At 60.7% G+C, this 15,038-nt stretch carries 18 protein-coding genes; 8 read left to right on the top strand and 10 right to left on the bottom strand.

Translation table 11 applies throughout. The features are described from left to right. The 3 genes from BDE40_RS14020 to BDE40_RS14010 form a co-directional block, all read right to left on the bottom strand. The gene (locus BDE40_RS14020) at positions 1-1,455 is read right to left on the bottom strand and encodes an efflux RND transporter periplasmic adaptor subunit (protein ID WP_134015526.1); all 1,455 of its coding nucleotides are present in this window, start codon (positions 1,453-1,455) and stop codon (positions 1-3) included. Positions 1,456-1,543: 88 nt separating this feature from the next. Then, positions 1,544-2,086, bottom strand: a complete 543-nt coding sequence (gene moaB / locus BDE40_RS14015) for a molybdenum cofactor biosynthesis protein B (RefSeq protein ID WP_134015524.1) — start codon at positions 2,084-2,086, stop codon at positions 1,544-1,546. A gap of 28 nt (positions 2,087-2,114) precedes the next feature. Then, the gene (locus tag BDE40_RS14010) at positions 2,115-2,891 is read right to left on the bottom strand and encodes a uracil-DNA glycosylase (protein ID WP_134015522.1); all 777 of its coding nucleotides are present in this window, start codon (positions 2,889-2,891) and stop codon (positions 2,115-2,117) included. Between the two features lie 114 nt (positions 2,892-3,005). On the opposite strand from BDE40_RS14010, the gene BDE40_RS14005 reads away from it, so the two are divergent. The 5 genes from BDE40_RS14005 (at position 3,006) to BDE40_RS13985 (ending at position 6,927) form a co-directional block, all read left to right on the top strand. Then, positions 3,006-3,962: an aspartate carbamoyltransferase catalytic subunit gene (locus BDE40_RS14005; RefSeq protein ID WP_134015520.1), complete on the top strand. Its 957-nt coding sequence runs from the start codon at positions 3,006-3,008 to the stop codon at positions 3,960-3,962. 101 nt (positions 3,963-4,063) lie between these two features. After that, positions 4,064-4,603 carry a hypothetical protein gene (locus BDE40_RS14000; protein ID WP_134015518.1) on the top strand — a complete coding sequence of 180 codons (540 nt, stop codon included), beginning with the start codon at positions 4,064-4,066 and terminating at the stop codon, positions 4,601-4,603. Then, positions 4,603-5,898 carry a dihydroorotase gene (gene pyrC / locus BDE40_RS13995; protein WP_134015516.1) on the top strand — a complete coding sequence of 432 codons (1,296 nt, stop codon included), beginning with the start codon at positions 4,603-4,605 and terminating at the stop codon, positions 5,896-5,898. The genes BDE40_RS14000 and pyrC overlap by 1 nt, the downstream gene beginning before the upstream one ends. Further along, positions 5,891-6,502 (top strand): glycerol-3-phosphate 1-O-acyltransferase PlsY, encoded by a 612-nt coding sequence (plsY, locus tag BDE40_RS13990; protein WP_425462400.1) that lies wholly within the window; start codon positions 5,891-5,893, stop codon positions 6,500-6,502. Before pyrC ends, plsY begins: the two co-directional genes overlap by 8 nt. Then, complete coding sequence (locus BDE40_RS13985) at positions 6,502-6,927, top strand: DUF805 domain-containing protein (protein ID WP_134015512.1); 426 nt, start codon at positions 6,502-6,504, stop codon at positions 6,925-6,927. The genes plsY and BDE40_RS13985 overlap by 1 nt, the downstream gene beginning before the upstream one ends. Here BDE40_RS13985 and BDE40_RS13980 read toward each other — a convergent pair. The 4 genes from BDE40_RS13980 to BDE40_RS13965 are packed head-to-tail and all read right to left on the bottom strand — an operon-like array spanning position 6,924 to position 10,312. Further along, entirely contained in the window at positions 6,924-8,294 is a 1,371-nt protein-coding gene (locus tag BDE40_RS13980; protein ID WP_134015510.1) for a glutamate--cysteine ligase, read from the bottom strand. The genes BDE40_RS13985 and BDE40_RS13980 overlap by 4 nt on opposite strands. A gap of 58 nt (positions 8,295-8,352) precedes the next feature. Then, positions 8,353-8,877, bottom strand: a complete 525-nt coding sequence (locus tag BDE40_RS13975; protein WP_134015508.1) for a hypothetical protein — start codon at positions 8,875-8,877, stop codon at positions 8,353-8,355. Beyond that, on the bottom strand, positions 8,874-9,590 hold the full coding sequence (locus BDE40_RS13970; RefSeq protein ID WP_134015506.1) for a hypothetical protein: 717 nt from the start codon (positions 9,588-9,590) through the stop codon (positions 8,874-8,876). Before BDE40_RS13970 ends, BDE40_RS13975 begins: the two co-directional genes overlap by 4 nt. After that, positions 9,590-10,312 carry a 16S rRNA (uracil(1498)-N(3))-methyltransferase gene (locus tag BDE40_RS13965; protein WP_134015504.1) on the bottom strand — a complete coding sequence of 241 codons (723 nt, stop codon included), beginning with the start codon at positions 10,310-10,312 and terminating at the stop codon, positions 9,590-9,592. Before BDE40_RS13965 ends, BDE40_RS13970 begins: the two co-directional genes overlap by 1 nt. 12 nt (positions 10,313-10,324) lie before the next feature. Here BDE40_RS13965 and ubiA point away from each other — a divergent pair, with 12 nt between their 5' ends. The 3 genes from ubiA to BDE40_RS13950 all read left to right on the top strand — a co-directional run bounded on the left by ubiA (position 10,325) and on the right by BDE40_RS13950 (position 13,560). After that, the gene (gene ubiA / locus BDE40_RS13960) at positions 10,325-11,290 is read left to right on the top strand and encodes a 4-hydroxybenzoate octaprenyltransferase (protein WP_134015502.1); all 966 of its coding nucleotides are present in this window, start codon (positions 10,325-10,327) and stop codon (positions 11,288-11,290) included. A gap of 70 nt (positions 11,291-11,360) precedes the next feature. Beyond that, complete coding sequence (locus BDE40_RS13955) at positions 11,361-13,238, top strand: OmpA family protein (protein WP_134015500.1); 1,878 nt, start codon at positions 11,361-11,363, stop codon at positions 13,236-13,238. Continuing rightward, positions 13,231-13,560 (top strand): hypothetical protein, encoded by a 330-nt coding sequence (locus BDE40_RS13950; protein ID WP_073145018.1) that lies wholly within the window; start codon positions 13,231-13,233, stop codon positions 13,558-13,560. Before BDE40_RS13955 ends, BDE40_RS13950 begins: the two co-directional genes overlap by 8 nt. A gap of 48 nt (positions 13,561-13,608) precedes the next feature. On the opposite strand, the gene BDE40_RS13945 is transcribed toward BDE40_RS13950, so the two are convergent. The 3 genes from BDE40_RS13945 to pgsA are packed head-to-tail and all read right to left on the bottom strand — an operon-like array spanning position 13,609 to position 14,972. Further along, positions 13,609-14,052, bottom strand: coding sequence for a molybdenum cofactor biosynthesis protein MoaE (locus BDE40_RS13945; protein WP_134015498.1), 444 nt, complete (start codon positions 14,050-14,052; stop codon positions 13,609-13,611). A 3-nt stretch (positions 14,053-14,055) separates the two neighbouring features. Beyond that, positions 14,056-14,304, bottom strand: coding sequence for a molybdopterin converting factor subunit 1 (moaD, locus tag BDE40_RS13940; protein ID WP_134015496.1), 249 nt, complete (start codon positions 14,302-14,304; stop codon positions 14,056-14,058). Next, the gene (pgsA, locus tag BDE40_RS13935; protein ID WP_134015494.1) at positions 14,301-14,972 is read right to left on the bottom strand and encodes a CDP-diacylglycerol--glycerol-3-phosphate 3-phosphatidyltransferase; all 672 of its coding nucleotides are present in this window, start codon (positions 14,970-14,972) and stop codon (positions 14,301-14,303) included. The genes moaD and pgsA overlap by 4 nt, the downstream gene beginning before the upstream one ends. Between the last annotated feature and the right edge of the window lie 66 nt (positions 14,973-15,038).

Below are 15,038 nucleotides of genomic sequence, written 5' to 3'. Positions count from 1 at the left end.
TTAGCTTCCCATCCGGCTTTCAAGCCGCTCGATCATGTCAGCAGGCACCTGCGGTTCGGCCAGTCGAGCCAACATGCGGGTTTTGACCTCGTCGGGAATGCGCGTGTTCGCCTCAACAAATGCAATCAGCTTGGCGCGACGGTCTTGGTCCAATTCGACCATTTCCGGCTCTTCGGGAGCCGCGCGATCACCGCGCAGCGGTTTAACCTTGATGCCGGCCCCCAACAGTTGCGAGCGTTCGGCGACAATCTCCCGACCCTGTAAGCCGCGCGCGCGCACTAACACATCATCACCCTGCCGCCGCAGAACGGTGACCTCTGCGTTCTCCAGCCGGTCTTCGTCGTCCAGAACCAGCACTGTGCCAGCCGCATCGACGGCAGCCGACGGCACAACCGCCACACGTTCCAACGCAGGCTCTTCAATCGCAACCGTCACAAAGTCGCCGGGACGCAGCCCGCCTGTGTCAGTCAGTTCAGCAAACAGAAGCCGTCCTGTGGTGCCTTCACTGACTGCGGCGCTCTCGCGAGTCAGACGGCCCTGAAAGCTCAGGTCGGTGCCAAGCACATCCAGCGTGACGGTAACGGGCGCGACCGTAAGCTTTCCTTCACCATCCAAAAGCCGCGCATATTGCGCGGTGGAAACACGGAAAGACACTTCCAGATCATCGGGGTCGATCAATTCCGCCAGTTGCTCGTTATTGGCGACAAGCCCGCCTTCGGTAGCAGTCACGCCGGACAGCCGCCCGTCAAAGGCTGCGAACACTTCGGTGTCTGCCAGCAAACGCTCCGCATTCGTCAGGTTGATGCGGCGTCGCTCGATGAGGGTTTGCGTCTGGCTTACCCGCGCCTCTGCCTGTTGGATGGCTTGGCGGCGCGACAGGACCGATTGCTTGGCACTGGCTTCCGCAAGTTCCGCCGTCTCGACGGTCGCCTCAGTACCGACACCGCGCGTTTTCAGGTCGCGCTGGCGCTGGAGCGCGCGCGCACGTAAGGCCAGTTGTTCTTGCGCAGCCGCCAAATCGTCCTGTGCGAGCGCCAAAGCGTTACGTGCTTCGCGCAGGTCAGCCTCGGCCTCAACCAAATCGGTGCGGGACACGTCTACGGCGGTCTGAGCATCCGCAGGATCAATACGCGCCAGAAGCTGTCCCTTGCGCACGGTGCCCCCTTCTTGGAAATCCGGTGACAGTTCAACCACAGTACCACCGACCGGTGCCCTTAAATCCAGCGTGCGGCGGGACCGCACTTCGCCAAAGCTGGTCAGGACAGGGGTAATGGTTGCAGGTTCAAGTGCGACGACATTGACAGAGAATACCCGTTCGCGGGCCGTTCGTGTCACGCCTTCCCGCGCCCAACGCTCCTGCAGGGAGCTATAGATCGTGTGACCGCCCACAGCGAGCAGGCCCACTGTCAGGGCCATCAGAAACAAGCCGACAAGGCTACGGCGGAAAAAGCGCATGGGCGATCAGGCTCCGAAAAATCACTTATAACATGTAGAGCGCAAACATGCGCACGTCCAACTCCACTGACTTAAACGTGTCGTTTCGTCATTTCCGTCGCTTGTGCTCGTCCAATCTCGGAAAAATCTCCACAAAGTTGCAAGGGCGGTGACGATAATCCAGTTGTAGCGACAGAATTTCGTCCCACGCATCCTTGCACGCGCCGGGACTACCCGGCAGCGCAAACAGGTATGTCCCGTTCGAGACCCCACCTGTGGCGCGGCTTTGAACGGCAGATGTCCCGATTTTATTCATCGAGACGATGGTGAACACCGTACCAAAGGCCTCGATCTCTTTCTCGTAAACATCGCGGTGCGCCTCAACGGTGACATCACGGCCCGTCAGCCCCGTGCCACCCGTCGTCAGGATCACGTCAATTTCAGGGTTCGCACACCATATGCGAAGCTGTGCTGCAATTTCAGCCCGCTCATCGCACAAGATCATGCGATCGGCCAGTTTGTGGCCCGCGACTTCCAGCCGGTCCACCAGCGTCGTTCCGGATTTGTCGTCGTCCGGCGTGCGCGTGTCCGACACGGTCATCACCGCTATCCTGACCGGCACAAAGTCCTTGCTTTCATCAATGCGGCTCATCGGGGCTCCTTTCGAGGCACGGCACAGATCATCGCCCGCGCAGCCTGTCCTTTAGACTTAACAAATCGGCCCATGCCTCGCGTTTGGCATGGGGCATCCGCAGCAAATATGCAGGGTGGAGCATTGGCAGCGCCGGTTTGCCAAACACCTCGTCCCACTGGCCGCGCATTTTGGTGATCCCTTTACGCCCCAGCAAAGCCTGACAGGAATGGTTGCCCATCAACACCAGAAAATCCGGATTTGCGAGCGCGATGTGACGCTCCAGAAACGGCAGCATCATCGCTACTTCGTCGGGCTTCGGGTCGCGGTTTTGCGGCGGACGCCACGGCAGGACGTTGGTGATATAAATCGGGCTCTCTGCATGGTCGCGACCATGATCAATGGCAGCAAACATCGCGTCCAGCAGCTGGCCAGCCGGTCCAACGAAAGGCTTGCCTTGCTGATCCTCTTCGCGGCCGGGGGCCTCGCCGATTATCATGACCCGCGCACCGGCGATACCATCGCCGAACACAAGATTGCGGGCGCCGTTTTTCAAGTCGCAATGCGGGAACGACGCCATCGCAGCCTTCAGCCCGTCCAGATCTTGCGCGCCTTGGGCCAGCTGGCGAGCGATGCCCACAGCGTCGGGGCCTTGCTGCGTCACGACCGGCGCGGCGTCGGCAGGTTCGGGCTTGGCGGCTTTCGGGGCTTCTTTGGGAACCTCATAGCGGTTGATCGGCACGTCCCCGATCGCCTCGTCAGCGCCAAGGTCCACGTGCCAGTCCAACAGCGCTTTGGCCGTATGAAAGTCCAGTCCCGATTCCATGGGGGTAAACCTAGTCTGGCCGCACTGGCCCCACAATGGCATAACCGTCGCAGGGTGGCCTTGCCCGACTGAACGCTCCCCCTTATAACCCGATAAAATTACGAGAGGGCCTCCATGACATTCCGCGCGAAGCATCTGCTAGGGATTGAACATCTTGCCCCCGATGAAATCACCACCCTGCTTGATCTGGCCGACCAGTATGTCGACCTGAACCGCCGCGACGTGAAGCATTCCGACACGCTGGCGGGGCTGACCCAGATCAATATGTTCTTCGAGAACTCCACCCGCACGCAAGCCAGTTTCGAGATCGCCGGCAAACGTCTTGGCGCGGATGTGATGAACATGGCGATGCAGGCGTCCTCGGTCAAAAAGGGCGAGACCCTGATCGACACCGCCCTGACGCTGAACGCCATGCACCCCGACCTGCTGGTCGTGCGCCACCCGCATTCGGGTGCTGTGGATTTGCTGGCCCAGAAGGTCAACTGCGCCGTGCTGAACGCTGGCGACGGGCGGCACGAACATCCCACGCAAGCGTTGCTGGATGCCCTGACTATTCGCCGCGCCAAGGAGCGGTTGCATCGCCTGTCCATCGCAATTTGCGGCGATATCGCCCATAGCCGCGTCGCTCGCTCCAACATCCTGCTGCTGGGCAAGATGGAAAACCGCGTGCGCCTGATCGGCCCGCCGACCCTGATGCCGTCAGGCATGGAGGAGTTCGGCGTCGAGGTGTTCGAGGACATGCGCGAAGGCCTGAAAGATGTGGACGTGGTGATGATGCTGCGCCTCCAGAAAGAACGCATGGACGGCGGTTTCATCCCGTCCGAGCGCGAGTATTACCACCGCTACGGCCTTGACCCCGAAAAGCTGTCTCACGCCAAATCCGACGCCATCATCATGCATCCCGGCCCGATGAACCGCGGCGTCGAGATCGACGGTGTGCTGGCCGACGACATAAACCGCTCGGTGATCCAGGAGCAGGTCGAAATGGGTGTCGCCGTCCGCATGGCCGCCATGGAGCTACTGGTCCGCACCCGCCGCGAGGCAGCGCAAGAGCAAGGGGTGATGGTGTGAACGAACCCAAAGACCCGCGCACCTCTGGCAAGGTCGCCATGTATGCCCTGCTCGGCATCTTTGCGTTCACGGGTCTCATGATCTGGCTGGGGGGCTGACCAATGGACAATCCACTTGAGATATCGAAACACGAAACCGGTTTACTTCGTGTATTCCAAGTTACGGACGACGTGGCGCTCCCCTATTCGTTGAAGGGCGACAGTGAATACTTGGAACGCGCCTTGGGGGGCACAAGTCTGGACCCACAAGAAATGCAGAGCCTAAACGCGGGCGAGCTATCCGAAGATGAACTGAGACGCCTGCTGGTCGAGGGCTATGACATCGCACCGGAAACCGTCAACATGTCGAAAATTCCACATACGACATCCGCGTTGATACTGGTCCGCAGCGCCGCGTTTGAGAAAAAACCTGTGCTGTTGAAGCTAACTGAAAACGCCAAGCTGGTCGCCACCCTCACCGAAGGCCGCGCCCCCGCGCCGAAGTTTACTCCGCTGGTCAGCGACGCCGCCAAAGGTTTGCTCGAGGGCCCCGCAGCCGATGCGAAGCAAGGGCGTGGATTTGGGGCGCGACTGGCATTGATCGCGTTGGCAGCGATGGTTTCGGCCGCCGCAATCATGTACTTTTATTACACGGGGCTTTGATGGCTGACCTGCTTTTTACCAACGCGCGACTGATCGACCCCGAGGCCGGAACGCTGACTCTTGGCTCCCTGCTCGTCAAGGACGGGCGGATTAACGAAATATTACCGCAAGATATTGACCTGAATGACAAAAGGTTCCCCGAGGGGAACCGGATCGACTGTGGCGGGAAAGTCCTCGCCCCCGGCATTGTCGACATCGGCGTGAAGGTCTGTGAGCCCGGAGAGCGGCACAAGGAAAGCTTCCGCACCGCAGGTCTGGCAGCAGCCGCAGGCGGCGTCACCACCATGGTCACCCGCCCCGACACCATCCCCACCATCGACACCCCCGAGACGCTGGAATTCAGCAAACGCCGCGGTGCCGAGATGGCCCCTGTCCGCATCGCGCCCATGGCGTCGCTAACCAAAGCCCGCGCGGGGCGCGAGATGGTCGAAATGGGCTTCCTGATGGATGCCGGTGCGGTGGCGTTTTCCGACGGGGACAACGTCGTGTCCGACAACAAAGTTCTGAGCCGTGCGATGACCTACGCCCGCTCGCTTGGCGCGTTGGTGATGGGGCACCCGCAAGACCCTAATCTATCGAAGGGCAGCGCCGTGACCTCTGGCAAATTTGCCTCCCTTCGCGGGCTGCCAGCCGTGTCGCCCATGGCGGAGCGTATGGGGCTGGAGCGCGACTTGGCTTTGGTGGAAATGACCGGCGTGCGCTACCACGCGGACCAGGTCTCCACCGCCGTGGCCCTGCCCGTTCTGGAACGCGCCAAGGCGGCGGGCCTCGACGTCACGGCGGGCGTGTCGATCCATCACCTGACGCTGAACGATCTGGACGTGGGCGACTACCGCACCTTCTTCAAGGTCAAGCCGCCGCTGCGATCCGAGGATGACCGCGTGGCGATGGTCGAGGCCGTGGCCAGCGGGTTGATCGACGTGATCTGCTCCATGCACACACCGCAGGACGAAGAAAGCAAGCGCCTGCCCTACGAGGAAGCCGCGTCCGGCGCGGTGGCCTTGGAAACCCTGCTGCCAGCCGCCATGCGTTTGCTGCATGTGGGCGCTGTGGACCTACCGACGCTGTGGCGCGCGCTGTCGCTGAACCCCGCCAAGCGGTTAGGGCTGGAAGGTGGCCGGCTCAGCGTCGGTGCGCCTGCAGATCTGGTGCTATTCGACCCCGATGCGCCGTTCGTCATGGACCGCGAAACCTTGCGCTCCAAGTCCAAAAACACCCCGTTTGACGGACAACGGATGCAAGGCCGCGTGCTGCGGACCTTTGTTGGCGGCACGGAGGTGTATGCCCGTGCCTGAGATCATTACCGCCCCCTACCTTCTGATTTTCGTCGCCGTCGCGTCCTACCTGCTCGGCTCCATCCCCTTCGGGTTGGTCATTGCCAAGGCCATGGGCCTCGGCGACCTGCGCCAGATCGGATCGGGCAATATCGGGGCCACAAACGTGCTGCGCACCGGCTCCAAAAGCGCCGCCTTGGCGACGTTGTTGCTGGACGCGGGCAAGGGCGGCATCGCGGTCCTGCTGGCACGGTTCTTCGTGGGCGAGGACGCGGCACAACTGGCGGGGCTGGCGGCATTCATCGGCCACATCTTCCCCGTTTGGCTGAATTTCAATGGCGGTAAAGGTGTGGCGACCTATCTTGGCACCCTGCTGGTGCTATCGTTTTTCGCGGGGTTGGCGGCCTGCCTGACATGGCTGGCCTTCGCGCTGGCGTTTCGGATTTCGTCGCTTGCCGCGTTGGCCGCAGCGGCGTTGATGCCGCTTTGGCTGCACTTCATGGGCCTGCCAAGTTATGTGATGCTGGCGGCGTTGCTGGGGGTGCTGATCTGGATGCGCCACGCGGGCAATATTCGCCGGATTTTGAACGGCACCGAGAAGAAAATCCAGTTAAAGAAAAGTTGATGGGACCGCTCGCAGCCCTCCGCTCCTGCCTGTCAAAGAGCTTTCGGTGGCGCGGGCGTGCCGCGCGGTCGGAATTCTGGTGGTTTTTCGTGATCTTCTTTGGGGGCCTGCTAGCCACCACCACCTACACCATTCTCTCGGTGGAATCCGGAGAAGATGTGCTTTGGCCGCCTGCGGTCTTCCTGCTGGGCCTGTTTCCCGCATCCCTCGCCGTGATGGCACGGCGGCTGCATGACAAAGGGCTGACCGCGTGGCTGATGCTGCTGGGGTTCGTGCCTTTTGGCCAGCTTGCCCTGCTGATCCTTGCAGTTTTGCCGGGTGACCAAGGCCCAAACGGGTATGGCGACGACCCGTTGGGCCGCGCCAAGCCGGAGGGGCTGACCTATGGCCGCTCCCGCGTGCCGTTGGTGCGGGACGACGATTAGTAGCTGTATTCGTCGTAGATGCGGCTGAGGTTACCGTCCCATTCGCCGTGATACTTGGCCAGTAACTCATCCGCAGGGGTTTGGCCCGTCTCGATACTTTCCTTCAACGCGTTCAAGAAATGCGTCTCGTCCGGCACCAAGCCGCCAGCGCCCGGTTTAGCGCGGGCTTTCAGGCCGGATTCCGAGATATCCACCACCTCGCGGGCGAGGTCGATCATTTTCATGCCGTTCACTTCTGCCGCCAAGCCATCGACGGAGGCCGCGACGCGCCATGCCTCGCGGGTTTCGGCGTCCCAACCTTTGACGACGTCCCATGCGGCGTCGAGCGCGGTTTGATCGTAACACAGGCCGGTCCAGAACGCAGGGAGGGCACATAGGCGGCGCCATGGGCCGCCATCAGCGCCGCGCATTTCGATGAACTGCTTGACGCGGGCTTCAGGGAATACCGTCGTCAGATGGTCGGCCCAGTCGGACAGCAGCGGCTTTTCGCCCGGAAGCGCTGGCAATTCACCTTTCAGGAAGTCACGGAAGGACATGCCCAAAGCGTCGATATACTTACCGTCGCGGTAGACGAAATACATTGGCACATCGAGCACCCATTGCACCCATGCCTCAAAGCCCATGCCCTCGTCGAAGACGAAGGGCAGCATGCCAGTGCGATCGTCATCCAGCGCGCGCCAGATGCGGGAGCGCCATGATTTGTGGCCGTTGAGCTTGCCTTCAAAGAACGGCGAGTTCGCAAACAAGGCCGTCGCCACGGGCTGCAATGCCAAGGCGACGCGCATTTTCTGAACCATGTCCGCTTCGGATCCGAAATCGAGATTTACCTGCACGGTACAGGTACGGCGCATCATGGCGGTGCCCATGGTGCCGACTTTTTCCATGTAGTTGTTCATCAACTTGTAGCGGCCCTTGGGCATGAGGGGCATTTCCTCATGGCTCCATTCCGGCGCGGCCCCAAGGCCGATAAACTTGACGCCAATCTCGTCGGAGACGGATTTTACCTCCGCCAGATGGGAGTTCACCTCGTCGCAGGTCTGGTGGACGGTTTCCAGCGGGGCACCGGACAGCTCAAGCGCGCCGCCAGGTTCCAGCGATACATTCGCACCGTCTTTGGTCAGGCCAATCAGGTATCCGCCCTCCTCAACAGGTGCCCAGCCAAAGCGGTCACGCAGGCCGGATAGGACGGCGTTGATGGATCGGTCGCCCTCGTATGGCAGCGGTTTATGGGTGTCTTGGCAGTAGCCGAATTTCTCGTGCTCTGTGCCGATGCGCCAGTCTTCCTTGGGCTTGCAGCCGTCGGCCAGCAATTGCGCAAGTTGGGAATGGTCGGTGATCAGGCCGCCGCCGGATTGAGGAATGGACATGTCGGAGGCTCCGCCTAAATGGTTTAACGTCTAGGGGTGAGGCGATTTGCGGGGGATGTCAATGCAGGCGAGCCGGCTCTTTGGCCCAGATCACAAAGCTGTCAGGGGTCGACGACCCCATGGCGCGGATCGCGGCTTCGAAATCCACGCCCTTCAATGGCGCTAGCGCATCGTACAGTTGTGCCGCCCCCTCGGCGGAGTTCGGGATCAACAAACGTGAGCCACCGTTTTCCTCCAGCAGCCAATGGACGTCTTCGGCAAAGGGGCCTCGGTCGTCGGTCAGGATCGTCACGCGGGCGAGGTCGTTAATCGACACGGCACCGCCACCAAGGGGAGCGAAATAGGTGATTTGGCGCTCGTCCACTTCCACCACGCCGGGGCCGTCATGGGTTTTTGACGTGAGCCGCACGCGCCGCCACGCAGTCCATAAATAGGCGAGACCCGCCACGACGAACATCGCGCCGATCCCCTGCCACAGCAGACCATGCAGGTTGAAGATCATCACACCCATCACAATGATAGCAGCGCCGATCAGCAGCTCGAAATAGCGCCAAAACAGGTCGTGGATTTCAGGACGGATCATTTCAGGTCTCCATCCAGCGGATGCCATGCGGTTTCGTCCGCGCTTGCGGCGGGGCGAACGTCATAGGGTGCGACGATGGGCTCGAACTCCATGCCATGAAAATCGCGAATGAGTGTAAGCGAGCCGTCCGCGTTCCTGCGATGCAGACATCCGTTCATCGTGTCATAGCGGTCCAGCGGCTTTGTGTCCGGCGGGGCGGTGCCGTCGAGCAAGGTGTCACGCACGGCTTTGGTGAGCGGCGCGGGCTGGCCATTGAGCAGACGCAGACCCGTGCGGCAGTCCTTGGTGACCTCGCCCCGCGTGACCGGCTGCATTTCTTGCCCCGCCCAAAGCGGTTTGTTGAGATGGTGACGATTGCCAACCTCAAAAAGAGCGTTGCCGAGGAAGCGGCCCCAACTCGTCCAACAATACCGCGCGTTAGAGACTGGCAGTGCTGTGAAATATGGCGGATGCGAGATAACTGTGTAGCCGTCGCGATACTTCCCTCTGGCCCAATGGGTATTGACGGAGAACATGAAGTGCCGCCCGTCGGGGGTAAGGGAGCAACTATCAGCGTAGACTTCAGCCTTGAGCCATTGGCCATCTTGAAACGTATCGGTGTCGCGGTGCCAAAGCACCAGACGGTAAAGTTGCCGCGCAGTGCGTATGAGAATGACCGCCGTTTCATTTTCCGTGGTGAAGAACAGATGAAGTCGCAGATCCGGCTTGAGCATTACCAGTCGCCCAGTGCTGCTTGCCACAAGGCCAGCGCCGCTACGGCGGCGGTATCGGCGCGCAGGATGCGCGGACCGAGGCTGATGGCGTGGCTCTGGGGATGATTGCGCAAGGTGTCGCGTTCACGTTCCGAGAACCCGCCTTCGGGGCCGATGACGAGCGCCCACGGGCCTTGTGGCAGCTCATTCAAGCGGGATGGCTCCCCCGCCATGGATTCGTCGCAGAACAGCAAGTGGCGGTCTTCGGGCCATGTGTCCAACATGGCCGATAGCTTCTGGATATTCGCCACCTCCGGTACGTAAGTGCCGCCGCATTGCTCGGCCGCCTCGATAGCGTGGGCTTGCAGCTTATCCTGCCGGATGCGGTCGGAGTTTGTGTAGTCGGTGTTTACGGGGAATATCCTGGCCGCGCCCATTTCGGCGGCTTTTTCCACGATGAAATCCGTGCGCGCCTTTTTAATCGGCGCAAACAAGAGCCACAGGTCGGGGGGCGTTTGCAGGGGCAGGGTTTGCGCCTCGCAGACCACCATGCCGCGGCGCTTGGCGGCGTCTACCACGCGGCACGTCCATTCGCCGTCCTGTCCGTTGAACAAGGCCACCACGTCGCCCACGCCAAGGCGCATGACGTTGAAGAGATAATTCGCCTGCGGCTGCGTCATCGGGACGGAATTGCCCTGCCCCAACGCCTGCTCTACAAACAACCTGATTTTTGCGCGTTCCATGGGGCTGAACATATGAGCGAGACACGCCAAACGCCAGAGGGCCAAGTGATTGATGCTGTCGATCAGAACTGGGTCGACACTTGGGCCCCCGCCGTGACCCGTCCCTACCTGCGACTGAGCCGCGCTGACCGGCCTATCGGGACGTGGCTGTTGCTGCTGCCGTGCTGGTGGGGTGTCTTGTTGGCGGCGGCCGCCGACCCTGCTGGATTGGCGTGGTTTGACCTGTGGATCATCGTGGGCTGCGCCTTGGGCGCTTTTTTAATGCGCGGCGCGGGATGTACGTGGAACGACATCAGCGACCGTGATCTTGATGCACAGGTTGCGCGCACCAAGTCGCGACCGCTGCCCTCGGGGCAGGTAACGGTCAAAGGCGCCGTGATCTGGATGGCTGTGCAGGCATTGGTGTCCTTCTTCATTTTGCTGACCTTCAACACCGCAGCCATTGTGCTGGGCATTCTGGCGCTGCTGCCAGTCGCGATTTACCCGTTTGCCAAGCGGTTCACATGGTGGCCGCAGGTGTTTCTGGGACTCGCGTTTAACTGGGGGGCGTTGCTGGCATGGACGGCGCATACGGGCTCTTTGAGTGCTGCTCCGGTGATTTTGTACCTTGCCGGTATCTCGTGGACGCTGTTTTACGACACGATTTACGCCCACCAAGACAAAGAAGACGACGCGCTGATCGGGATCAAGTCAACCGCCCGGCTGTTTGGCGAGGACTCTGTTTGGTGGTTGCGCCTGTTCATGGCGATGTCGGTCCTGTTGATGGCCATCGCCATCATCGTGGCGCTGGTTCCTGATGCAAATATTATGGCTTTGACGCTTGCCCTTTCGGGGGCGTGGGCCTTCGGATGGCATATGGTCTGGCAGTTGCGCCGGCTGGATACCGAGGACTGGACCGTCTGCATGCGCTTGTTCCGGTCCAATCGCGACGCGGGTCTAGTTTGTGCGCTGTTTCTTGCCGCTGCGGCGTTGCTGTGATTGAACAACCCAGCCGTCCCCTTTAGACGGTATGAGTGCCTTGCCGCACCTTCAATGGTAGACGAACCGTATGAGACTAAAGACAATTGCTGCTTTTTGCTTTGCTGCCGCCCTGTCCGTTGGGGGTGCGTGGGTTTCGGCCGGACTGGTGGAGACCCGGTCTGCGGAGGTTGTGACCTCCAAGCTGATCGACGGGGAGCACGATTGGACAACTGTCACCACAGACGGGCTGCTTGTTGCCTTGGGCGGGGAAGCCCCTGACGAGGCCACCCGTTTTCGCGTTGTTTCTGCCGTTGGTGCGGTGATTGATCCCGACCGGATCGTCGACAATATGGATGTGAAGGCGCGCGAAAAAATCGAAGCGCCGCGTTTCTCGGTCGAGATGCTTCGCAATGGCGAAGGTATCTCGTTGATCGGGCTGATCCCACCTACTGAGGAAGGCGATAGTATCGCCGACCAGCTGCGTGATCTGGCAGAAGGGTCCGAGATTACCGACCTTCTCGAAACCGCCAATTATCCCGTGCCCGCCAATTGGGAGCCGGCACTGGCATATTCGATCAAAGCGTTGCGCGATCTGGAACGCTCGAAAATATCCGTGTCCGCCGACCTGATCGAAATCACGGCCATTTCCGACAGCCCCGACAACAAGCGGCGCATTGAATCGCAACTGGCCCGTAGCGCGCCAAACGGGGTGCGCCTTGCTCTGAACATTTCTGCGCCGCGACCGGTCATCACGCCGTTCACCCTTCGGTTCACACTGGATGCGGAAGGTGTGGCCGCCTTCGACGCCTGCTCCGCTGATACCGAGGAAACCAAGCGCCGTATTCTTCTTGCAGCCAGCGCCGCAGGCCGCATCGAGAAGCCGGAATGCGCCATCGGGCTGGGTGTCCCATCCCCCAATTGGGCCAAAGCTGTCGAGGTCGCGATTGCGGGCCTTAAAGACGTTGGCGGTGGATCTTTGACGTTTTCAGATGCCGACATTACGATGGTAGCACTTGATACGACCGGCCAAGGCACCTTTGATCGCGTGGTTGGTGAAGTCGATGCGGCGCTGCCCGAAGTGTTCTCGCTGCACGCTGTGTTGCCGGAGAAAGTCGTCGTAGACGGCACCGGCGCCGAAGCCGCGATAGAGTTCGTCGCAACCCGAAGCCCGGAAGGTCTGGTGCAGCTTCGTGGCAGGCTGCCTGATGACAATGTCGAACAGATCGTCGGATCTTTCGCGCGCGCGCAGTTCGGCAGCGACAAGGTCTATTTGGCAACGCGCGACGATTCCACGCTTCCGGAAAGCTGGCCAGTACGTGTGTTGGCAGCGCTTGAGGCATTGGCAAGTTTGGAAAACGGCAGCGCTGTCGTTCAGAAAGACTATGTCGAAATTCGCGGCGTTAGCGGTGATCAATCGGCTTCGGATACCATCTCCAGAAAGCTTGCGGACAAGTTAGGCGACTCGGAGAATTTCGAGGTCAATGTGCGGTATGACGAGATGCTGGATACAACCCTGGACCTGCCGACGCCCGAAGAATGCGTGGCACGGATCAACTCGATCCTGAACTCGGCCAAGATTGTGTTCGATCCGTCATCCTCGGAGATTACAGAGACCGCAGGTCGCACGGTTGACCGGATCGCGGAGATTGCAAAGCAATGCGAACGTGTGAAGATGGAGATTGGCGGCTACACCGATAGCCAAGGCCGCGAAGAAATGAATACGGCCCTGAGCCAACAACGCGCAGATGCGGTGCGGGCGGCATTGCTAGCTCGTAGAGTTCTGACGAGCAACATCTCCTCCAAGGGGTATGGCGAGTCTGACCCGATAGCCGACAACGACACCGCTGACGGGCGGGAAGCCAACCGCCGCATCGAGTTCAAGCTGTTGACAGACGCCCGTGCGGCGGCCACAGACGAGCCTGAGGGCGACACAACTGAAGCAGAAACCGAGACACCAAGTGAATAGATCAGAATTCATCATCGCCACCGCATTCATCCTGTTTCTGGCGTTCTGTGTCGGCTGGTTCACCTGCTGGCTGGTGCAACGGTTCAGCCGCGTGACTACAGCAGATGTCGCGGAGCTGGATGAGATGGCCAAAGCCCTGCACGACGCGGAAGAAACCCGCGATCAGGCGATCACCTACCTGCAACAGCGTGAGGCAGAGCTGACCAATCAGCTATCACAGACCGAAGCGGAGTTGAGGGCGGCGATGGACGGGTTGCGCGACGCGCGCCATGAGGCGGAAGAGCTGCGCGGCTATATCGAGCGGGCCAACCAAGGCGCCTGACGGGGCCTCCGGCGGGAATATTTTTGCCAAGATGAAGCGGGAAACGCGCTAGTCCCAGCGATCGAGCGCATCCTCGTCACTGTCTTTTGCGGCAACCCATTCCGACCCGTCGGCGGTGATTTCCTTCTTCCAGAACGGCGCGCGGGATTTCAGGTAGTCCATCAGGAACTCTGCCGCGGCGAAGGCGTCCGCGCGGTGCCGCGACGCGGTGGCGACCATCATGATGTTGTCACCCGGCTCCATGGTGCCGAAGCGGTGGATCACCAGCACATCTGCCAAGCTCCAGCGTGTCTGCGCCTCTTCGCAGATTTGCGTGAGGGCGCGTTCGGTCATGCCGGGGTAATGCTCTATCTGCATACGGCTGAGACCGCCCGAGACATCGCGGGTCACACCTGTAAAGCTGACCACCGCACCGATATCGGTGTCGCCCTTGGCGAAGGCATTGAGTTCCGCCCCCGCGTCGAACAGGGCTTCCTGAACCAGCACGCGCATGAGTTAGCCGCCTGTCATCGGTGGGAAGAACGCCACTTCGCGGGCACCGTTCAAGGGAGCGTCGAAATCGGACAGGTCCTGATCCACCGCGACCCTGAGCGACGAAAGGTCGGAGAACGCCAGCGCGTAGCGTTCCTCGCGCGCGCGGAGTTCCTCGACCAGATCCATCACCGTGGTGGCGGTGGTCTCCAGCTTTTCTTTCGGGATGCCGATACGTTCGCGCACCCACGCGAAATAGAGAACGTCGATCATTGATTAGCCTCCTCTCGTAGGAATGGCATCGCCTTGCGCAGGTAATCCCATCCGGTGATCAAAGTGAGCAGTGCCGCCGCCCAGAGCAGGACGGCGCCGATGTTGAAGGTGATCTCTGCAGCACCTGCGAACCATGTCAGGCCAAGCGGGTCTTCGGCCGCACCCGACATGATGGCATCCAGCGTTTCGTTGTCCATGCCGGAGGTGCGGTCCAGGAATTCATGCTCAAATAGACCGGTGGCGAACAGCACCGCGATGGCCGTCATTTGCGCGGTGGTTTTCCACTTCGCCAGATTGGTCACTTTCAACAGGCCAGCCGTGTCGCCGAGGAATTCACGCAAGCCGGAGACGAACACCTCGCGGAACAGGATCAGTGTCGACGGCAACAGCACCCACGGGTTCATGCCGGAAAAGCCGGTGATGACCAGCAATGCGATGATCACCATCGCCTTGTCGGCGATCGGGTCAAGCATCGCGCCGAACTTGCTTTCCTGCTTCCATGCGCGGGCGAGGTAGCCGTCAATCCAGTCTGTCAGCGCCGCTGTCACGAACAGGATCAGCGCGAACCAGTCGGCCCATGGCCGCTGGAAATACAAGAACATGACAGCCACGCCCGGGGCCGCCAGAAGACGCAGAAGCGTCAGGATATTAGGAATATTCCACGTCATGCGCCATGTGTAGCTGAGGCCTGCCTCGGGGGGAAGTCACGAGTTCGGGCGGCACAAGTAGGGCGT

It is taken from the genome of Litoreibacter halocynthiae, assembly GCF_004365635.1.
GTDB classification, from domain to species: domain Bacteria; phylum Pseudomonadota; class Alphaproteobacteria; order Rhodobacterales; family Rhodobacteraceae; genus Litoreibacter; species Litoreibacter halocynthiae.
The sequence above is the reverse complement of the archived record's forward strand: the minus strand, read 5'-3'. Positions and strand labels throughout refer to the sequence as shown.